At 63.8% G+C, this 15,696-nt stretch carries 14 protein-coding genes; 6 read left to right on the top strand and 8 right to left on the bottom strand.

Features of this window, described 5'->3' with window-relative positions; translation table 11 throughout:
* Nucleotides 1–83: 83 nt before the first annotated feature.
* Genes ACW5W7_RS12800 through bioB form a run of 3 tightly spaced genes read right to left on the bottom strand, consistent with a single transcriptional unit; the run spans nt 84 to nt 3,356 of the window.
* Nucleotides 84–1,049 (bottom strand): methyltransferase domain-containing protein, encoded by a 966-nt coding sequence (locus tag ACW5W7_RS12800; protein ID WP_456501962.1) that lies wholly within the window; start codon nt 1,047–1,049, stop codon nt 84–86.
* Nucleotides 1,042–2,238 carry an 8-amino-7-oxononanoate synthase gene (gene bioF / locus ACW5W7_RS12795; protein ID WP_456501961.1) on the bottom strand — a complete coding sequence of 399 codons (1,197 nt, stop codon included), beginning with the start codon at nt 2,236–2,238 and terminating at the stop codon, nt 1,042–1,044. Before bioF ends, ACW5W7_RS12800 begins: the two co-directional genes overlap by 8 nt.
* Nucleotides 2,235–3,356: a biotin synthase BioB gene (bioB, locus tag ACW5W7_RS12790; RefSeq protein ID WP_456501960.1), complete on the bottom strand. Its 1,122-nt coding sequence runs from the start codon at nt 3,354–3,356 to the stop codon at nt 2,235–2,237. Before bioB ends, bioF begins: the two co-directional genes overlap by 4 nt.
* A gap of 198 nt (nt 3,357–3,554) precedes the next feature.
* Between bioB and bioA the strand changes: the two genes are divergently transcribed.
* The gene (gene bioA, locus ACW5W7_RS12785) at nt 3,555–4,829 is read left to right on the top strand and encodes an adenosylmethionine--8-amino-7-oxononanoate transaminase (RefSeq protein ID WP_456501959.1); all 1,275 of its coding nucleotides are present in this window, start codon (nt 3,555–3,557) and stop codon (nt 4,827–4,829) included.
* A gap of 130 nt (nt 4,830–4,959) precedes the next feature.
* A complete protein-coding gene (locus tag ACW5W7_RS12780; RefSeq protein ID WP_456501958.1) occupies nt 4,960–5,805 on the top strand; it encodes a HAMP domain-containing protein in 846 nt (281 codons plus the stop codon).
* Nucleotides 5,806–5,834: 29 nt separating this feature from the next.
* Here the strand turns inward: ACW5W7_RS12780 and ACW5W7_RS12775 are convergent, their stop codons facing one another.
* Nucleotides 5,835–6,179 (bottom strand): hypothetical protein, encoded by a 345-nt coding sequence (locus tag ACW5W7_RS12775; RefSeq protein WP_434666645.1) that lies wholly within the window; start codon nt 6,177–6,179, stop codon nt 5,835–5,837.
* 196 nt (nt 6,180–6,375) lie between these two features.
* On the opposite strand from ACW5W7_RS12775, the gene asnS reads away from it, so the two are divergent.
* Nucleotides 6,376–7,776, top strand: coding sequence for an asparagine--tRNA ligase (gene asnS, locus ACW5W7_RS12770; protein WP_434666642.1), 1,401 nt, complete (start codon nt 6,376–6,378; stop codon nt 7,774–7,776).
* 86 nt (nt 7,777–7,862) lie between these two features.
* On the opposite strand, the gene ACW5W7_RS12765 is transcribed toward asnS, so the two are convergent.
* From ACW5W7_RS12765 to ACW5W7_RS12755, 3 genes are all read right to left on the bottom strand, one after another.
* Nucleotides 7,863–8,867, bottom strand: coding sequence for an NADP-dependent oxidoreductase (locus ACW5W7_RS12765; protein WP_456501957.1), 1,005 nt, complete (start codon nt 8,865–8,867; stop codon nt 7,863–7,865).
* Between the two features lie 117 nt (nt 8,868–8,984).
* A complete protein-coding gene (locus ACW5W7_RS12760) occupies nt 8,985–9,770 on the bottom strand; it encodes an SDR family NAD(P)-dependent oxidoreductase (RefSeq protein ID WP_456501956.1) in 786 nt (261 codons plus the stop codon).
* A gap of 95 nt (nt 9,771–9,865) precedes the next feature.
* Entirely contained in the window at nt 9,866–10,957 is a 1,092-nt protein-coding gene (locus ACW5W7_RS12755; RefSeq protein WP_456501955.1) for an alkene reductase, read from the bottom strand.
* A gap of 251 nt (nt 10,958–11,208) precedes the next feature.
* Between ACW5W7_RS12755 and ACW5W7_RS12750 the strand changes: the two genes are divergently transcribed.
* The 3 genes from ACW5W7_RS12750 (at nt 11,209) to ACW5W7_RS12740 (ending at nt 14,303) form a co-directional block, all read left to right on the top strand.
* A complete protein-coding gene (locus ACW5W7_RS12750) occupies nt 11,209–11,805 on the top strand; it encodes a TetR/AcrR family transcriptional regulator (RefSeq protein WP_456501954.1) in 597 nt (198 codons plus the stop codon).
* Nucleotides 11,806–12,171: 366 nt separating this feature from the next.
* Complete coding sequence (locus tag ACW5W7_RS12745) at nt 12,172–13,515, top strand: anaerobic C4-dicarboxylate transporter (RefSeq protein ID WP_456501953.1); 1,344 nt, start codon at nt 12,172–12,174, stop codon at nt 13,513–13,515.
* A 116-nt stretch (nt 13,516–13,631) separates the two neighbouring features.
* Nucleotides 13,632–14,303, top strand: a complete 672-nt coding sequence (locus ACW5W7_RS12740; RefSeq protein ID WP_456501952.1) for a Dph6-related ATP pyrophosphatase — start codon at nt 13,632–13,634, stop codon at nt 14,301–14,303.
* 138 nt (nt 14,304–14,441) lie between these two features.
* On the opposite strand, the gene ACW5W7_RS12735 is transcribed toward ACW5W7_RS12740, so the two are convergent.
* The gene (locus ACW5W7_RS12735) at nt 14,442–15,581 is read right to left on the bottom strand and encodes a M20 family metallopeptidase (RefSeq protein ID WP_456501951.1); all 1,140 of its coding nucleotides are present in this window, start codon (nt 15,579–15,581) and stop codon (nt 14,442–14,444) included.
* Nucleotides 15,582–15,696: the final 115 nt, after the last annotated feature.

Below are 15,696 nucleotides of genomic sequence, written 5' to 3'. Positions count from 1 at the left end.
GACTGATGGCAATGCAGGCGAACGTGTCAGCCTGAGGCTGGCGCGCTAACCCGTCTTGGATGGGCGGACAAACCGGCCGATCATCATTGGCGCACGAGCCGCCCGAGGCAAACCTGATAGCTGGCGGCCAGCAGGCCGTCTGGCTGGCGATACCGCTCATAGGCCTCCTCCAGACGCCGCAGGCGCTGGCGATTGCCAAGGCCCTGGCTGCGCCCGTCGTTGACCTGGCTCGCCCCTATCCCCTTGAGATCCCGCAGCAAGCTGCCGAGATCGCCATAGGCCAGCTGCCAGGTCAGGGATGCCAGCTGGATATCGGCAAAACCACCGTCGGCCACGGCCCTGCGCAATTGTGGCAGCCCCAGGAAGCGATTGACATGGGCAGACTCGTCAACCGTGCGCCAGGCCTCACGAAGCTGCCACAGCGACTCGGCAAGCAGGGTCGAGAAGAACAGCTGGCCGCCGGGTTTGAGCACCCGATGGAGCTCGGCGAAGGCCAGAGCCGGCTGCTCACACCACTGCAGGGCCAGGCTTGAGAAGATCCAGTCAAGGCTCTGATCGGCGAAGGGAAGTGCCTCCGCATCGCCGCACACCAATCGGGCCCCGCTCTGGCGCCTTGCCGCCTCCTGCAGCATGCCGGGGGCGAGATCCAGCCCGTAGAGCTGCTGGCAACGCCCGGCGAGCGCGGGCAGGAAGAAGCCGGTGCCACAGCCGAGATCCAGGCCAGCTTCGGGTTGATCCGCGAGCAAGCGCCGGGGCGCGGTCACGTCATGAGCCAGTCCCCTCTCGGGCAAGCATAGGGCCGTGTGCGCATCCAGCGCCTGTCCGGTCGATACCCACTCCCCCACCGACATGCGTTCCAGCAGCGCCTGCCCCACCTCCTGCTGGAAGCGGGCATGGGCGTCATAGTGGCGGGCGGCGGCGCCGAAACGCCGCGCCAGCTGCACCTTGTCCACTCGCTGGAAGGGGGCCGCGCTGCCGACCTCGTTGATGATCCGGGCTTGCGAACAGGGGGGGCTCGACGGGGCCTCGTGGAGCGGGGCTTTATCCATGGGCTTGCCCTCCCTCATTGGATGCGAGGCCGAGGCCATCCAGCAAGCGATCGATGTGCACGTCCTGATGGGCGGCGCTCAGGGTGATGCGAAGGCGCGCCGTGCCCGTCGGCACCGTCGGGGGGCGGATGGCCCCGACCCAGAGGCCGGCCTCTCGCAGCCGCTCGCTCAGGGCCAGGGCGGCGCGACTCTCCCCCACCAGCAGCGGCTGAATGGGAGTCTGGCTCGCACCCAGTGTCCAGCCGAGCTGCTCCGCCCCCTGCCGGAAGCGGGCGATCAGTTGATTCAAGTGGCCACGACGCTCATCGGCCCCGCGCACCAAGGCGATGCTCTCGCTCACCGCCAAGGCCTGGGCGGCGGGCATGTGGGTGCTGTAGACATAGTGGCGGGCGAAGTTGACCAGATAATCCACCAGCGCGCGGCTGCCCCCCACGAAGGCACCGGCCACCCCGATCGCCTTGCCAAAGGTGCCCATCTGGATGTGAACGCTATCCGGGCTAACCCCCTGGGCCGCGAGGGTGCCGCGCCCCTCTGGCCCCAGCACGCCGAGGCCGTGGGCGTCGTCGATCATCAGCCAGTTGTGGCTCTGGGCGGCGAGGCGGGCAAGCTCGGACCAGGGACCCTGATCCCCGTCCATGCTGAACACCCCCTCGGAGACGATCAGCCCCCGACCGGGTTCCAGCTGCCGCGCCAACGCCGCCATGTCGTTGTGGGCAAAGCGCCGCATCTTGCAGGGCAGCCGGCTCCCCATCTCCTGCAAGGAGGCATGGTTGAGCCTGTCTTGCCACAGCAGGTGCTCCTTGCCGATCAGGGCTCCCAGCACCGCCTGGTTGGCCGAAAAACCGCAGTTGAACAACAGTACCGCCTCCAGCCCCAACCACTCGGCGATGGTCTCCTCCAGTCGCTGATGGGCCCGGCTGTAACCGGTCACCAGGGGGGAGGCACCAGCGCCGACGCCATATTGCTCGACGCCCGCCACCAGGGCGGCCTTGATGGCCTCATCCCCCGCCAGCCCCAGGTAGTCGTTGGCAGAAAAATTCAGATACTCCCGCCCATCCACCCACAGCCTTGGCCCGGTCGGCCCCTCGGTCGGAACACGGCGACGCAGCAAATCCTGCTGCGCCCGGGTGGCCAGCGCCTCACTCAGGGGGAAAGGGCCATGATGGGCAGTCACATGCGCATATTTCATACCGATTTGGCAGTGGATTGTGCTAATGACTGCGTCCTGCGCTGGCGGGTGGCGTCGTAGAACAGCTCGCCACTCACCGGCTGGCTGGCGGCACGGGCCCGCAGTTCGGCCTCCAGCTCCTCGGTCTGCATCGCGTCCGGCTTCTGGGCCCGCTCAGCGGGGCGAATGCCGAGGCGCTTGAACAGCTGCATGTCGCTGTTCTCGTCCGGATTCGGAGTAGTCAGCAGCTTGCAGCCATAAAAAATCGAATTTGCCCCCGCCATGAAGCACATGGCCTGCATCTGCTCGTTCATCTTCTCCCGCCCGGCAGAGAGGCGCACGTGGGAGCTCGGCATCAGGATCCGCGCTACCGCTATGGTGCGGATGAATTCGAACGGATCCAGGTTCTCCTCGTTCTCGAGCGGCGTGCCCTTCACCTTGACCAGCATGTTGATGGGCACGCTCTCCGGGTGGCGCGGCAGGTTGGCGAGCGCAATCAGCAAGCCCGCCCGATCCCGCGCCTGCTCCCCCATGCCGACGATGCCGCCGGAGCAGACCTTCATGCCGGCGCCGCGCACGTGTTCCAGGGTATCGAGGCGGTCCTGATAGGTACGGGTGGTGATGATGTCACCGTAGAACTCCGGCGAGGTGTCGAGGTTATGGTTGTAGTAATCAAGCCCGGCGGCGCCAAGACGCGCGGCCTGATCCGCGGTCAGCATGCCAAGCGTCATGCAGGTCTCCATGCCGAGGCCGCGCACCCCCTCGATCATCTGCAGGATATAAGGCATGTCCCGTTCCTTGGGGTTGCGCCAGGCGGCCCCCATGCAGAAGCGCGACGAGCCGTTGGCCCTGGCCTCCCGGGCCCGCTCCAGCACTTTTTCCACCTCCATCAGCCGCTCGGCTTCAAGGCCGGTATGATAGCGGGCGCTCTGGGGGCAATATTTGCAATCCTCCGGACAGGCCCCGGTCTTGATGGAGAGCAAGGTGCTCACCTGCACCTCGTTGGGATCGAAATGGACACGATGCACCGTCTGGGCCCGGAACAGCAGATCGTTGAACGGCAGGGCAAACAGGGCCTGTACCTCGTCGTGGGTCCAGTCGTGACGCAAGGCCGGCTGGCCCGTCGGGAGTGAATGCATGAATGGCTTCCAGTGATGTTGAAGGACTTCGCCTTCTTGATGGGGCGGATCGCCTCAGTGCCAGGACGCAGTCCCGAAGACTGCCGTCGGTGGCCGCATCAGCAACCGAGTAAGTGGCTGAAATTGTTGGCTAGTGTAAAGAGCCAGCGTAGACTGTCAACACCGACCAGATCATACAAATTGACAACAGAACGGATAATGACCAACCAAGAATTTGACCTGCGCCACGTCTGGCACCCCTATACCTCCCTCACCCAGCCCCTGCCCTGCTACGAGGTGGCCAGTGCCCAGGGGGTGACCCTGACCCTCAGCGACGGCCGTCAGTTGGTGGATGGCATGAGCTCCTGGTGGGCCTGCGTGCACGGTTACCAGGTGCCCGAGCTGGACGCCGCCGCCACCGCCCAGCTCGGCAAGATGTCCCACGTCATGTTTGGTGGCCTGACCCACGAGCCCGCCATCGCGCTGTGCCGCAAACTGGTGGAGATCACCCCGGCCGGGCTGGATCGGGTGTTCCTGGCGGATTCCGGCTCGGTGGCGGTGGAGGTGGCCCTCAAGATGGCCCAGCAGTACTGGCACGCCAAGGGGACGCCGCGCGCCAAGTTCGTCTCCCTGCGCGGCGGCTATCACGGCGACACCTTCGGCGCCATGAGCGTCTGCGATCCCGACGGCGGCATGCACGAGCTCTACAAGGGCTTTTTGCCCGAGCACCACTTCGTCGAGGCGCCGAGCTGCCGCTTCCATGCGCAGTGGGATGAGGAGTGCGTGGTGGAACTCGCCACCCTGATGGCGGACAAGCACGAGGAGATCGCCGCCATCGTGCTGGAGCCCATCGTGCAGGGGGCCGGTGGCATGCGCTTCTATCACCCCCGCTACCTGCAGTGGGTGCGCGCCCTGTGCGACGAGTTCGGGGTGCTGCTCATCGCCGACGAAATCGCCACCGGCTTTGGCCGCACCGGCCAGCTGTTTGCCTGCGACTGGGCCGGGATCAGCCCGGACATCCTGTGTCTGGGCAAGGCGCTGACCGGCGGCTACCTCACCCTGTCGGCGACCCTGACCACGGAGCATGTGGCCCGCACGATTTGCGATGGGAAAGCAGGCGTCTTCATGCACGGGCCCACCTTCATGGGCAATCCGCTGGCCTGCGCCGTCGCCAACGCCTCCATCGATCTGCTGCTGGCTTCCCCCTGGGCCGAGCGGGTCAAGGCCATCGAACATCAGCTCAAAAGCGCGCTGGTCCAGCTGACCCTGCACCCGGCGGTCGCCGATGTGCGGGTGCTCGGTGCCATCGGCGTGGTGGAGATGAAGGAGCGGGTGGACGTGGCACGCATCCAGCGCAGGTTCGTCGAGCTGGGAGCCTGGATCCGCCCCTTCGGCAAGCTGGTTTACCTCATGCCCCCCTTCGTCATCACCGAGGCGGAACTGCGCGTGCTGACCCAGGCCATCGCAACGGCCATCGCCGACGGCGAGTTCTGATCCCTGGCGGCCCCGCCATGGTGCGGGGTCTTTTGGCTCTTTTTTATCAGAATGTGAGCAAACCATCAGAAGCCCGGGAGCAAGGGGGTGTAGACTGTGTGGGTTTTACCCAACAGATGTACCTTTTCCCATGCGCCTCTCCATCGCTGCCAAGATCAATTTTTTCCTGCTGTTCATCTTCTCCATGGTGCTGGTGTTCTCCGCGGCCTATCAGGCGGTGCGTGAACGCGACCTCATCCTGACCCTCATCAAGGAGCAGAGCCACGAGCAGACCGAGGCCTATTTCGATGGCCTCAACATGTTGATGCTGACCAGCAAGATGGAGGCCCGCGATACCCTGCGCAACAAGTTCCTCGCCCATGCCCATGTGGAGGATGCCCGCATCGTGCGCGGCGCGGCGGTCAACAAGCAATATGGCCCAGGACGCGACATCGAGGCCCCCAAGGACAGATTCGATGCCCTGGCACTGTCGGGCAAGGGCAGCCTGGAAGTCGTTCACGACGGCTTGCACAGTCGCCTGGTGGTGACCCGCCCGCTGCTGGCCAAGAAGGATTTTCGCGGTACCGACTGCACCAGTTGCCATCAGGTGCCTGAAAACACCGTGCTGGGAGCGGTGCGCTTCGATTACTCCCTCGACACCCTGTTCACCCGGGTCGAGAAGAACATCCTCACCTCGGCCCTCAGCCTCACCGTCATCTTCGGCCTCGGACTCCTGCTGACCCTCTGGGTGATCCGCACCTGGATAGTGCGCCCCCTCAACCAGCTGACCCGCTCCATGGAAGAGGCCACCGATCGCCATGACTTCGGTCACCGGTTGGAGGGCGATGAAGGGGACGAGATTGGCCGGGTGGCGCTCGCCTACAACCAGATGCTCGACAGCGTGGAGCGCCAGCTCGGCAAGCGCCCCATGGCGGCGCCGGAAGAGCCTGAACCGGAGCAGCCAAGCTCACCGGAGCATCAGAACAAGGCCAGCTAGCCAGAGCCGGCAAAGGGATGGCCGGATCGCTAGGCCAGATAGTGAAACAGCAGGCTGGCCAGCAGGATCAGCAGCAATATCCCCAGATGCACCTGACGGGCATCCTCCTGGCGTCGGCCGCGCAGGCGCGACAGCAGCAAGACCCCCAGGGTCAGCAGACAGCAGCCCCAGAGCCCGTAGAGCAACCAGGTCGCAAGGACGGGATCCCACTCCTTGCGCACCTTGACGCCCCCATAGACCAGATAGCCAAAGAGGGTGGGCGGCCTGGCGTGATGATAGAGGGAGAGCAGCGCGATGAAGCCACCCCAGCAGAGGATGACCAGCCCCTGCAACAGCCTTATCAGCCCATCCGGCCCCGATCTTCGCTCCTTCACGCCCTCTCTCCTTTCATCGCACAATCCCCCATGCTTGCTGCCGAAAAGCCCGCAGGAAGCAGACATTTTTGCTTGTTTATCACACCTGCGCGGGTAAGATGAACGGCTTAGTCTGCCATGGTGGGCCACCTGTGCCCGGGCCAGACCCCGAGTGTTGCAAATAGCGCTGCAAGAACAAGCTGGAGACAAATTTTCGATGACGCACGCATCCGTAGTAGATGTGCTGACCGGTAAGTATGCGGTCGGCACCACCCAGACAGTCAAAGGGTGGATCCGGACCCGCCGCGATTCCAAGGCGGGGATCTCATTTTTGGCCATATCCGATGGCTCCTGTTTCCATCCGGTACAGGCCGTCGTCCCCAATACCCTGGCCAATTACGAGAATGAAGTGCTGCGTCTGACCACCGCCTGCTCCGTGGAAGTGACCGGCCAGGTGGTCGAGTCCCAGGGCAGCGGCCAATCCTTCGAGCTGCAAGCCTCCGAGGTCAAGGTGGTGGGCTGGGTCGAAGATCCGGACACCTATCCCATGTCCGCCAAGCGCCACAGCATCGAGTACCTGCGCGAGCAGGGTCACCTGCGCGCCCGTACCAACGTGGTCGGCGCCGTGACCCGCGTGCGCAACTGCCTGGCCCAGGCCATCCATCGCTTCTTCCATGAAGAAGGCTACCTGTGGATCGCCGCGCCGCTCATCACCGCCTCCGACACCGAAGGCGCCGGCGAGATGTTCCGCGTCTCCACCCTGGATCTGGAAAACCTGCCGCGCACCCCGCAAGGCAAGGTGGACTACGACAAGGACTTCTTCGGCAAGGAGACCTTCCTGACCGTGTCCGGCCAGCTGAACGTCGAAACCTATGCCTGCGCCCTGTCCAAGGTTTACACCTTCGGGCCGACCTTCCGCGCCGAAAACTCCAACACCAGCCGCCACCTGGCGGAGTTCTGGATGGTGGAGCCGGAGATCGCCTTCGCGGATCTGGAAGACAACGCCGCCCTGGCCGAAGCCATGCTGAAGTACGTCTTCAACGCCGTATTGGCCGAGCGCCGCGACGATCTGGAGTTCTTCGCCCAGCACATCGACAAGGACGCCATCGGCCGTCTGGAGCGCTTCGTCGCCTCCGACTTCGCCCAGATTGACTACACCGACGCCATCGAAGTGCTGAAAAACTGCGGCAAGAGCTTCGAGTTCCCGGTCTCCTGGGGCATCGATCTCTCCTCCGAGCACGAGCGCTACCTGGCCGAGGAGCACTTCAAGTCCCCGGTGGTGGTCAAGAACTACCCCAAAGACATCAAGGCCTTCTACATGCGCCTCAACGACGACGGCAAGACCGTCGCCGCCATGGACGTGTTGGCCCCGGGCATCGGCGAGATCATCGGAGGCTCCCAGCGTGAAGAGCGTCTCGACGTGCTGGACGCCCGCCTGGCCGAGATGGGCCTGAACAAGGAAGACTACTGGTGGTATCGCGACCTGCGCCGCTACGGCACAGTGCCGCACTCCGGCTTTGGCCTGGGCTTCGAGCGCCTGGTGGTCTATGTGACCGGCATGGGCAACGTGCGCGACGTCATCCCCTTCCCGCGCACCCCTCGCACCGCCGAGTTCTAAGCGCAAACTGCACGCGAAGATCATAAAAGCCGACCTCAGGGTCGGCTTTTTTCTGCCTCATTTTTTCTGCCTCATAAAAAGGGCCGCTACATCAGACTGACGACCACCTTGCCCTTGGCCCGACCGGTCGCCAGATAGGCCAGCGCCTCAGGGGCCTGCTCGAAGGGAAAGACCCTGTCGATAACAGGCTGGATCCTGCCCGTTTCGAGCAGCTCGGCGATCGCCGCCAGCTGGGCGCCGTCCGGGTGCACAAACCTCATCCGGTAGGTCACCCCCCTCTGCTTCGCCAACCGGTTTATCTTCCAGCTCATCAGCCCAAACAAGCCCCTCATCAACCCATTCATGCCCCTTGCTCTGGCAAACTCGGCATCGAGCGGGCCAACCAGTGACGGCACCCAACCCCCGGGTTTCAAAATGGAGAGCGAGCGCTCGATGACATCCCCCCTCAGGGTTCCCAACACAGCGTCATAATCCTGCAGCACGGCGTCAAACGCCTGCTGCCTGTAGTCGATGACCTCGTCGGCACCGAGACCCCTTACCCACGCCACATTCGCCGTGCTGGTAGTCGTCCCCATTTTGGCACCCAGGTGCCTGGCCAGCTGGATGGCAAAGGATCCAATCCCTCCCGATCCTGCCGGGATGAATACCTTCTGGCCCGCCTTGATCTGCTCGTGCTCCATGAAGGCCTGCCATGCCGTCAGACCCACCATGGGGATGGAAGCCGCCTGCACAAAGTCGAGGTTGCCCGGCTTCAGGGCCGCGGCATGTTCAGGCACCAGGGCATACTCGGCCAGCGCCCCCATGCCCAGATCGAAGAGGCTGGCATAGACCTCGTCACCCGGCTTGAACCGGGTCACCCGATCACCGGTCTCCACCACGACGCCGGCAAGATCGCTGCCAAACACAGCGGGTAGTTCAAACTTGAGGAGGGGTTTGAAGGTCCCTTTCGGGATCATGTTGTCGATGGGGTTCAGGCCCACGGCATGTACCTGCACCAGGATCTCGCCCGGGCCGACAGGTGGACGTGGCAGAGTCGCAAAGTCAGGGTGGGCCGCTGGGCCATAACCCTTGAATACAAATGCTTTCATCATCTTGTTACCGAAAAGGGGAAGGGCATGTCAGATGTTGGGCGGACCGTGCCATGAGGACCACAAGACAGGGTGGGGAGGCGTCAGCGCAGACTGGCTCCTCCTCACTACTTGCCATGGTCAACTTGATTGATAACGGGCGGCGGCATGCGCCTGGCGAATACCGGAGAAGAGCCCCTTGCGAACCCCCTCGAACGCCTCCCATCGACTCTCGTCCTGTAGCGGCGGTATGGTAACCACCTCCCGGCGATCGAAGCCGACCAAGGCCGCATCGACCAGCTCACCCACCTCCATCACCTCCGGCAGGGTGTCGGGATCGATGCCGGAGCGCGTCCAGATCTCGGTCCGTGTCGCCGCCGGCAATACGGCCTGCACATAGACGCCGCGGGGGGAAAGCTCCTGACTCATGCCCTGGGAGAGATAGAGCACGAAGGCCTTGGTCGCCCCATAGAGCGTCATGCCAAACTCCGGCGCCAACCCGACCACGGAGCCGATGTTCACTATGCTCCCCGTGCCTGCTTGCGCCAGTCTGGGGGCGATGGCGGCGGCCAGTCGTGCCAGGGCCGTCGTGTTGAGGGTCACCAGTTGCTCGACGCGCTCGGCGCTCTGATCGAGGAAGTGGCCGGACTGGCCAGCCCCGGCATTGTTGATCAGGATACCGATGCGGGGGTCGTCGCGCAGGCGAGCCTCGACAATGGCCAACTGCGATGATTGGGTCAGATCGGCGGGCAGCAGATCGACGACAACCCCGTACTCCTGACGCAAACGGGCGGCCAGGGTTTCCAGTCTGGCCTGGTCCCGGGCGACCAGCACCAGATCGTGACCGCGCTGCGCGAAGCGATCGGCATAGGTGGCGCCGATGCCGCTGGAGGCGCCCGTAACCAGTACAGTGGGACGAATAGTCATGGTATTTCTCTCTTGATAATGGGAATGGCCGCCAGAGTCTGGCGAGACAAACGAGTGGCGAGGCGCCCTGTTGCGGCCGCCCCGCCAACCCGTCATCAGACGCTGACCCCGGTCAGGGCCGGATAATCGATATACCCCTCGGCGCCACCGCCATAGAGGGTCTCTGGTCTTATCTCGGCAAGGGGGGATCCTGCCTGCAAACGGGCCACCAGATCCGGATTGCTGATAAAGGGGCGGCCAAAGGCAAACAAGTCCGCCTTGCCATGCGCGAGGTGAGTGTTGGCCAGCGTCAGGTCATAGCCGTTATTGGCCAGATAGGTCTGCTTGAAGCGCTGGCGCAGGGCCGCAAAATCGAATGGCGCTATGTCGCGGGGACCACCGGTTGCCCCCTCGATCACGTGCAGATAGACAATGCCAAGCTCGCTGAGTCGCGCCACCAGATAGTCATATTGCGGCTGGGGCTCGCTGCAGGAGATACCGTTGGCGGGCGACACGGGGGAGATGCGCACCCCGGTGCGATCCGCCCCTATCTCGTTGGCTACCGCAGCGGTGACCTCGAGCAGCAGACGCGCTCGCTTCTCGATGGAGCCGCCATAGGCGTCGGTGCGTTGATTGGCACCGTCCTTGAGAAACTGCTCCAGCAGGTAACCGTTGGCGCCATGCACCTCGACCCCGTCAAAACCGGCAGCCATGGCGTTGGCGGCAGCCTGGCGGAAGTCCTCCACGATGGCGGGGATCTCCTCAAGTGTCAGCGCCCTTGGAGTGGAGACATCGACGAAGGCGTTGTTGACGAAGGTCTTGGTCTCGGCACGCAAGGCCGAAGGGGCCACAGGGGCTGCTCCCAGTGGCTGCAAGTCGACGTGGGAGACACGGCCGACGTGCCAGAGCTGCACGAAGATCTTTCCCCCCTTGGCATGCACCGCCTCGGTCACCTTGCGCCAACCGGCGATCTGCGCCTGGGTGTAGAGCCCGGGCGTATCCTGGTAGCCCTGAGCCTGGGCCGAGACCTGGGTCGCCTCGGCAATCAGCAAGCCCGCCGAGGCCCGCTGGCTGTAGTAGGTAGCGGCAAATTCGCTCGGCACCAAACCGGCACCGGCGCGGTTGCGGGTCAGCGGCGCCATCACGATGCGGTTGGCGAGGGTGATGGGGCCAAGGGGATAAGTCTCAAAGAGTGTCTTGTCTGTCATGTCTCGCCTCTGTCTTATGGACGCAAACTCGGGTGTGGAAGGGGGTCGGCACCCGGACAAGTCCCGCAGATACCGATCAGGCCGTATCCATGATGGTGCAGTGAGCCCTATCTCGCCCCTTTCTTCCTTGGGCAGGCCTAACGCATTTAAGATGACGATCATCATCTTTGCAGTCAAGCATTTTGATGATGAACGACATCAATGTATATTGGATGCCTTACCAGTTGCATGATTCAGAGAGATGAGCAGCCATGAGAGTCACCAAGGCACAGGCACAGGCGAACCGGGCACACATTGTTCAGACTGCCGCCAGGTTGTTTCGGGAGCGTGGTTACGATGGCGTGGGGGTTGCGGATCTGATGGCCGCCGCCGGTTTTACCCATGGGGGGTTTTACAAGCATTTCCCCGCCAAGGCGGATCTGATGGCAGAGGCGGCCAGCTGCGCCTTCGAGCAGAGCGCCGAGAAAGCCCGTACCCTGGACTCCCCCTCCTTTGTCAGCCACTACCTCTCACGGGCGCACCGCGACACCCCGGGGGAAGGCTGCATCATGGCCGCCCTGTGCGCCGATGCGGCGCGCCAGCCGGCGCAAGTCAAGGCGGCCTTCGAGTCGGGCATTGAGTCCTGGCTGACCAGCATAGCGGGGTTGGGCGATGCGAGTGACGAGCATGACGCCGAGGCGAGCCGGGCCAGGGGGATAACCCTGATGACACAGATGATCGGCGCCATCGTGCTGTCACGAGCCTGCCCGGATGCGTCGCCATTGGCCGACGAGATCCTGGATACCTGCGCCGCCGCCCTGTTGTCGCAGATAGCCCAAGACGACCCCTCTGCCAATCCCAACGCCTAGGCCACAGAACCCACATCCGCGGGGCCAGGGATGGTCCTTGCCATCGATGCCAGCGAATCCCCCACCACACTGAACCCAGTAACCCCGCCCAGCCACACCTCCTCCGGTTGACGCCCCGCTCGCGGCCACAAGGCACGCCTGACGGGGGCAGGCATCGGTTTCCCACCGAGTCTTCACCCCCCTGCCAACCCCTTGTCCGTAGTTTTTATGCACTTAAATCGGAAAAACATGGGTTATTGAACCACCTCAATTTTTTACCCCTTTTGAGTAGGCAGAATAACCACTAACCCTTTAGGGCTAAATAACAACAGACAATGTCGTCCTGGGCGCTGCGCCTGCATGGATTGAATCACACGAGGTAATGGAATGATCTTCATGGAATTTATGGTGGTACTCGGCTGTTTGCTGCTGGGTACCCGTTTCGGGGGCATGGGACTAGGTCTCATCAGTGGCATAGGTCTGTTCCTGCTGACCTTCGTGTTCGGCCTCACCCCGGGTGAGCCGCCGGTACAGGTGATGCTGACCATACTCGCGGTCATCGGCTGCGCCGCCACCCTGCAGACCGCAGGCGGCCTCAACCTGATGATGCAGGTGGCCGAGCGGCTGCTGCGTCGCCACCCCCAGTACATCACCATTTTGGCCCCCCTCACCACCTGGACCCTCACCTTCCTGTGCGGTACCGGCCACGTGGTCTACACCATGTTCCCCATCATCGCCGACATAGCGCTGCAGAAGAATATCCGGCCGGAGCGCCCCATGGCAGTGGCTTCCGTTGCCTCCCAGATGGCGATCTGCGCCTCGCCGGTGTCGGTGGCCGTGGTCTCCATGGTCTCCATCCTGGCGGCCGGTCATGGCATCGGTCAGGCCTACGGTCTGCTGGACATCCTGATGATCGCCATCCCCTCCTCCCTGGCCGGGGTCATCGTCGCCGCCCTCTGGAGCCTGCGCCGCGGCAAGGATCTGGACAAGGACGAGGAGTTCCAGGCCAAGATCAAGGATCCGCAGCAGCGTGAGTTCATCTACGGTGGCGGCGAGACCCTGCTCAACACCAAGTTCCCGAAAGAGGCCTACTGGTCGACCTGGATCTTCTTCGCCGCCATCGCCGCCGTGGTGGTGCTGGGGGCCGATGCCTCCCTGCGCCCGGTGTTCGAGATCAAGGGCAAGACGGGCCCCCTCTCCATGAACCTGGTGATCCAGATGATGATGCTGATCGCCGGCGCCCTCATCCTGATGCGCTGCAAGGTCAAGCCCGGTGACATCTCCAACGGCGCCGTGTTCAAGGCGGGCATGGTCGCCATCTTCTCGGTCTTCGGGGTCGCCTGGATGAGCGAGACCTTCTTCCAGGCCCACATGCCGCTGCTCAAAGAGACCCTGGCCCACGTGGTACAGGCCCAGCCCTGGACCTATGCCCTGGTGCTGTTCCTCATCTCCAAGCTGGTGAACAGCCAGGCCGCCGCCCTCACCGCCATCGCCCCCATGGGGCTGGCGCTCGGGGTCGAGCCCAAGCTGCTGATCGCCTTCCTGCCGGCGAGCTACGGCTACTTCGTGCTGCCGACCTACCCAAGCGATCTGGCCTGCATCGGCTTCGACCGCTCCGGCACCACCCGCATCGGCAAGTTCATCATCAACCACAGCTTCATCATTCCGGGCCTCATCGGGGTCGCCACCTCCTGTACCCTGGGCTATCTGCTCACCAGCGTGCTGCTGTAATCGCGCATCCCTCGACCAGACAGGCCCCCATTGCGGGGGCCTGTCTGCTTTCCGGCGCTTTGCCAAGGGGTCGCGGCGGGTTAGCATGCCCTCCTTTCATCTTCCAAGGAGAGCCCATGTCCCGCGTCATCGTACTCTGGAGTGGCGGCAAGGATGCCATGCAGGCGCTCTGCCATGCCCGCGAGCAGGGCCATCAGGTGGTTGCCCTGATCACCTTCGGCCCACCCAATCCCCGGTTCCTCGCCCATCCCCTGCCCCTGGTGCGCCGTCAGGCCGAAGCGCTGGGCCTGCCCCACCGGCTGGTGACCATCACGGCCCCCTTCGAGCAGAGTTACGAGCAGGCGCTGGCCGACTTGCAACGAGAGTGGGCGATAGAAGGCGTGGTCACCGGCGATATCGACCGGGTCAATGGCGCCGAGAACTGGATCCGTGCCCGTTGCCAGCCGCTCGGTCTCGCGGTGCATACCCCGCTCTGGCAAAAGCCCAGAAAGGCCCTGCTGGCGGACTTGCATGAGCGCGGCATTTGCGCCCACCTCTCCTGCGTCGATACCAGGGTGCTGGCGCCAGCCTGGGTGGGGCGCGTGCTGGACGCCGCCACCCTCACCGAGTTGCAGCAGCTGGCCGCGGCGCAGGGTTTCGATGCCTGCGGCGAGCAGGGGGAATATCACACCATGGTGACGGACGGGCCTGGCTTTGCCGCCCCCCTCGCCCTCGACGGTTGGCAGATACACAGGCAGGATCATCTCGCCTATCTGGCAGAAGATGGCGCTAGCCATCTAGTCAGTTAGGTATTAGTCAGTTAGGCGTCAGCCATCTGGTCAGCCAGGCGCGAGTGACCGGGCCGGTGAGCACAGCGCCGGACCATCCGGAATACATAAAAAACGGGAGGCCTGAGCCTCCCGTTTACACTGCCTTCACGTTGTTTTTTAGCGCGCTAATTTGGCAAGTACGCGCTTAAGCAGACGAATGCGCGGCTCTATGCTGCCCAGCAGCAGAAACTCGCTCTGTGAGTGGAAGCCGCCCCCCATGGGGCCAAAGCCGTCAAGGGAGGGCACCCCGGCCGCGGCGGTGAAATTCGCATCCGAGCCGCCACCGGCCTCCAGCCAGTTGAAGGGGATCCCCTCCTCCTGACCAGCCGCCTCCACCAGCGTCATCAGCGCCTGGGTATCCGCGCTCGGGCGCATGGCCGGCTTGAAAGTCTGGCGCTCCACCTCGACCCGGCAACCCGCGAGGAAGGGGTTCTTGGCCATGAAACCGAGCCGGTCGTGCACGGCGGCGGCCTCTTCATTGCTCCAGAAGCGCAGGTCGACGATGGCCTCGGCAAAGTCCGGCACCACGTTGACCCCGGTCCCGCCCTGTATCACCCCCACGTTCATGGTGGTGCCCGTCTCCATGTTCACCTGCTCGTTGATGGCGAGCACCCAGTGAGCCAGCTCGGTGATGGCGGAGACGCCCTCCGCCAGGGCCGAGCCCGCGTGGGAGGCCTTGCCGTGGAAGCGGATGCGGTACTTGGCGTTGCCCTTGCGGGCGCTGATGAGATCCCCGCTCGGGCGGGCCGCCTCGGCCACCAGTACGCAGGCGCTCTGCTTTGCCTTCTCCACCAACCAATCCTTGGACCAGGGAGAGCCTATCTCCTCGTCGCAGTTGCAGCAGACCAGCACCTTCAACTTGGCCAGCACATCGGGATCCATGCTCTGCAAGGCATACCAGGTGGAGAGCAGGCCGCTCTTCATGTCCGACACGCCGGGGCCGAAGGCCTGATCTCCCTCGACCTTGAGGGGTCGCTTGGCGGCGGTGCCTTCCGGGAAGACGGTGTCCATGTGGCCCACCAGCATGACGTCATAGAGGGTAGCGCCGGGGGCATTGGTGATCTCAAGACAAGGGCCGCACTCGTCGGCAAACTGGTGGCGCACCACCTGCCAGCCGATGGCCTGGTACTTCTCCGTCATGATGTCGGCGACCCTGGCCACCCCGGCCGGGGTGCGGGTGCCGCAATCGAGGTTGATCAGCGGCGCAAGGTTCGCCAGATAGTCGTCCAGGGAAAAATCGTTGTGAATGTTTGTCATCATCGTCTCCATGGGATGGGAAGGCAGGCTCCCCAGCCAACAGCCGAGTGAAAAGAGCGGGCCGCCCCCCCCGCCGCCCCCGGATTTCAAAAAAAACAGAAAAATTAGTTGCCCG

The organism is Aeromonas intestinalis (genome assembly GCF_054052485.1).
Note: the sequence above shows the minus strand (reverse complement) of the source record. Positions and strands in the feature narration are given on the sequence as shown.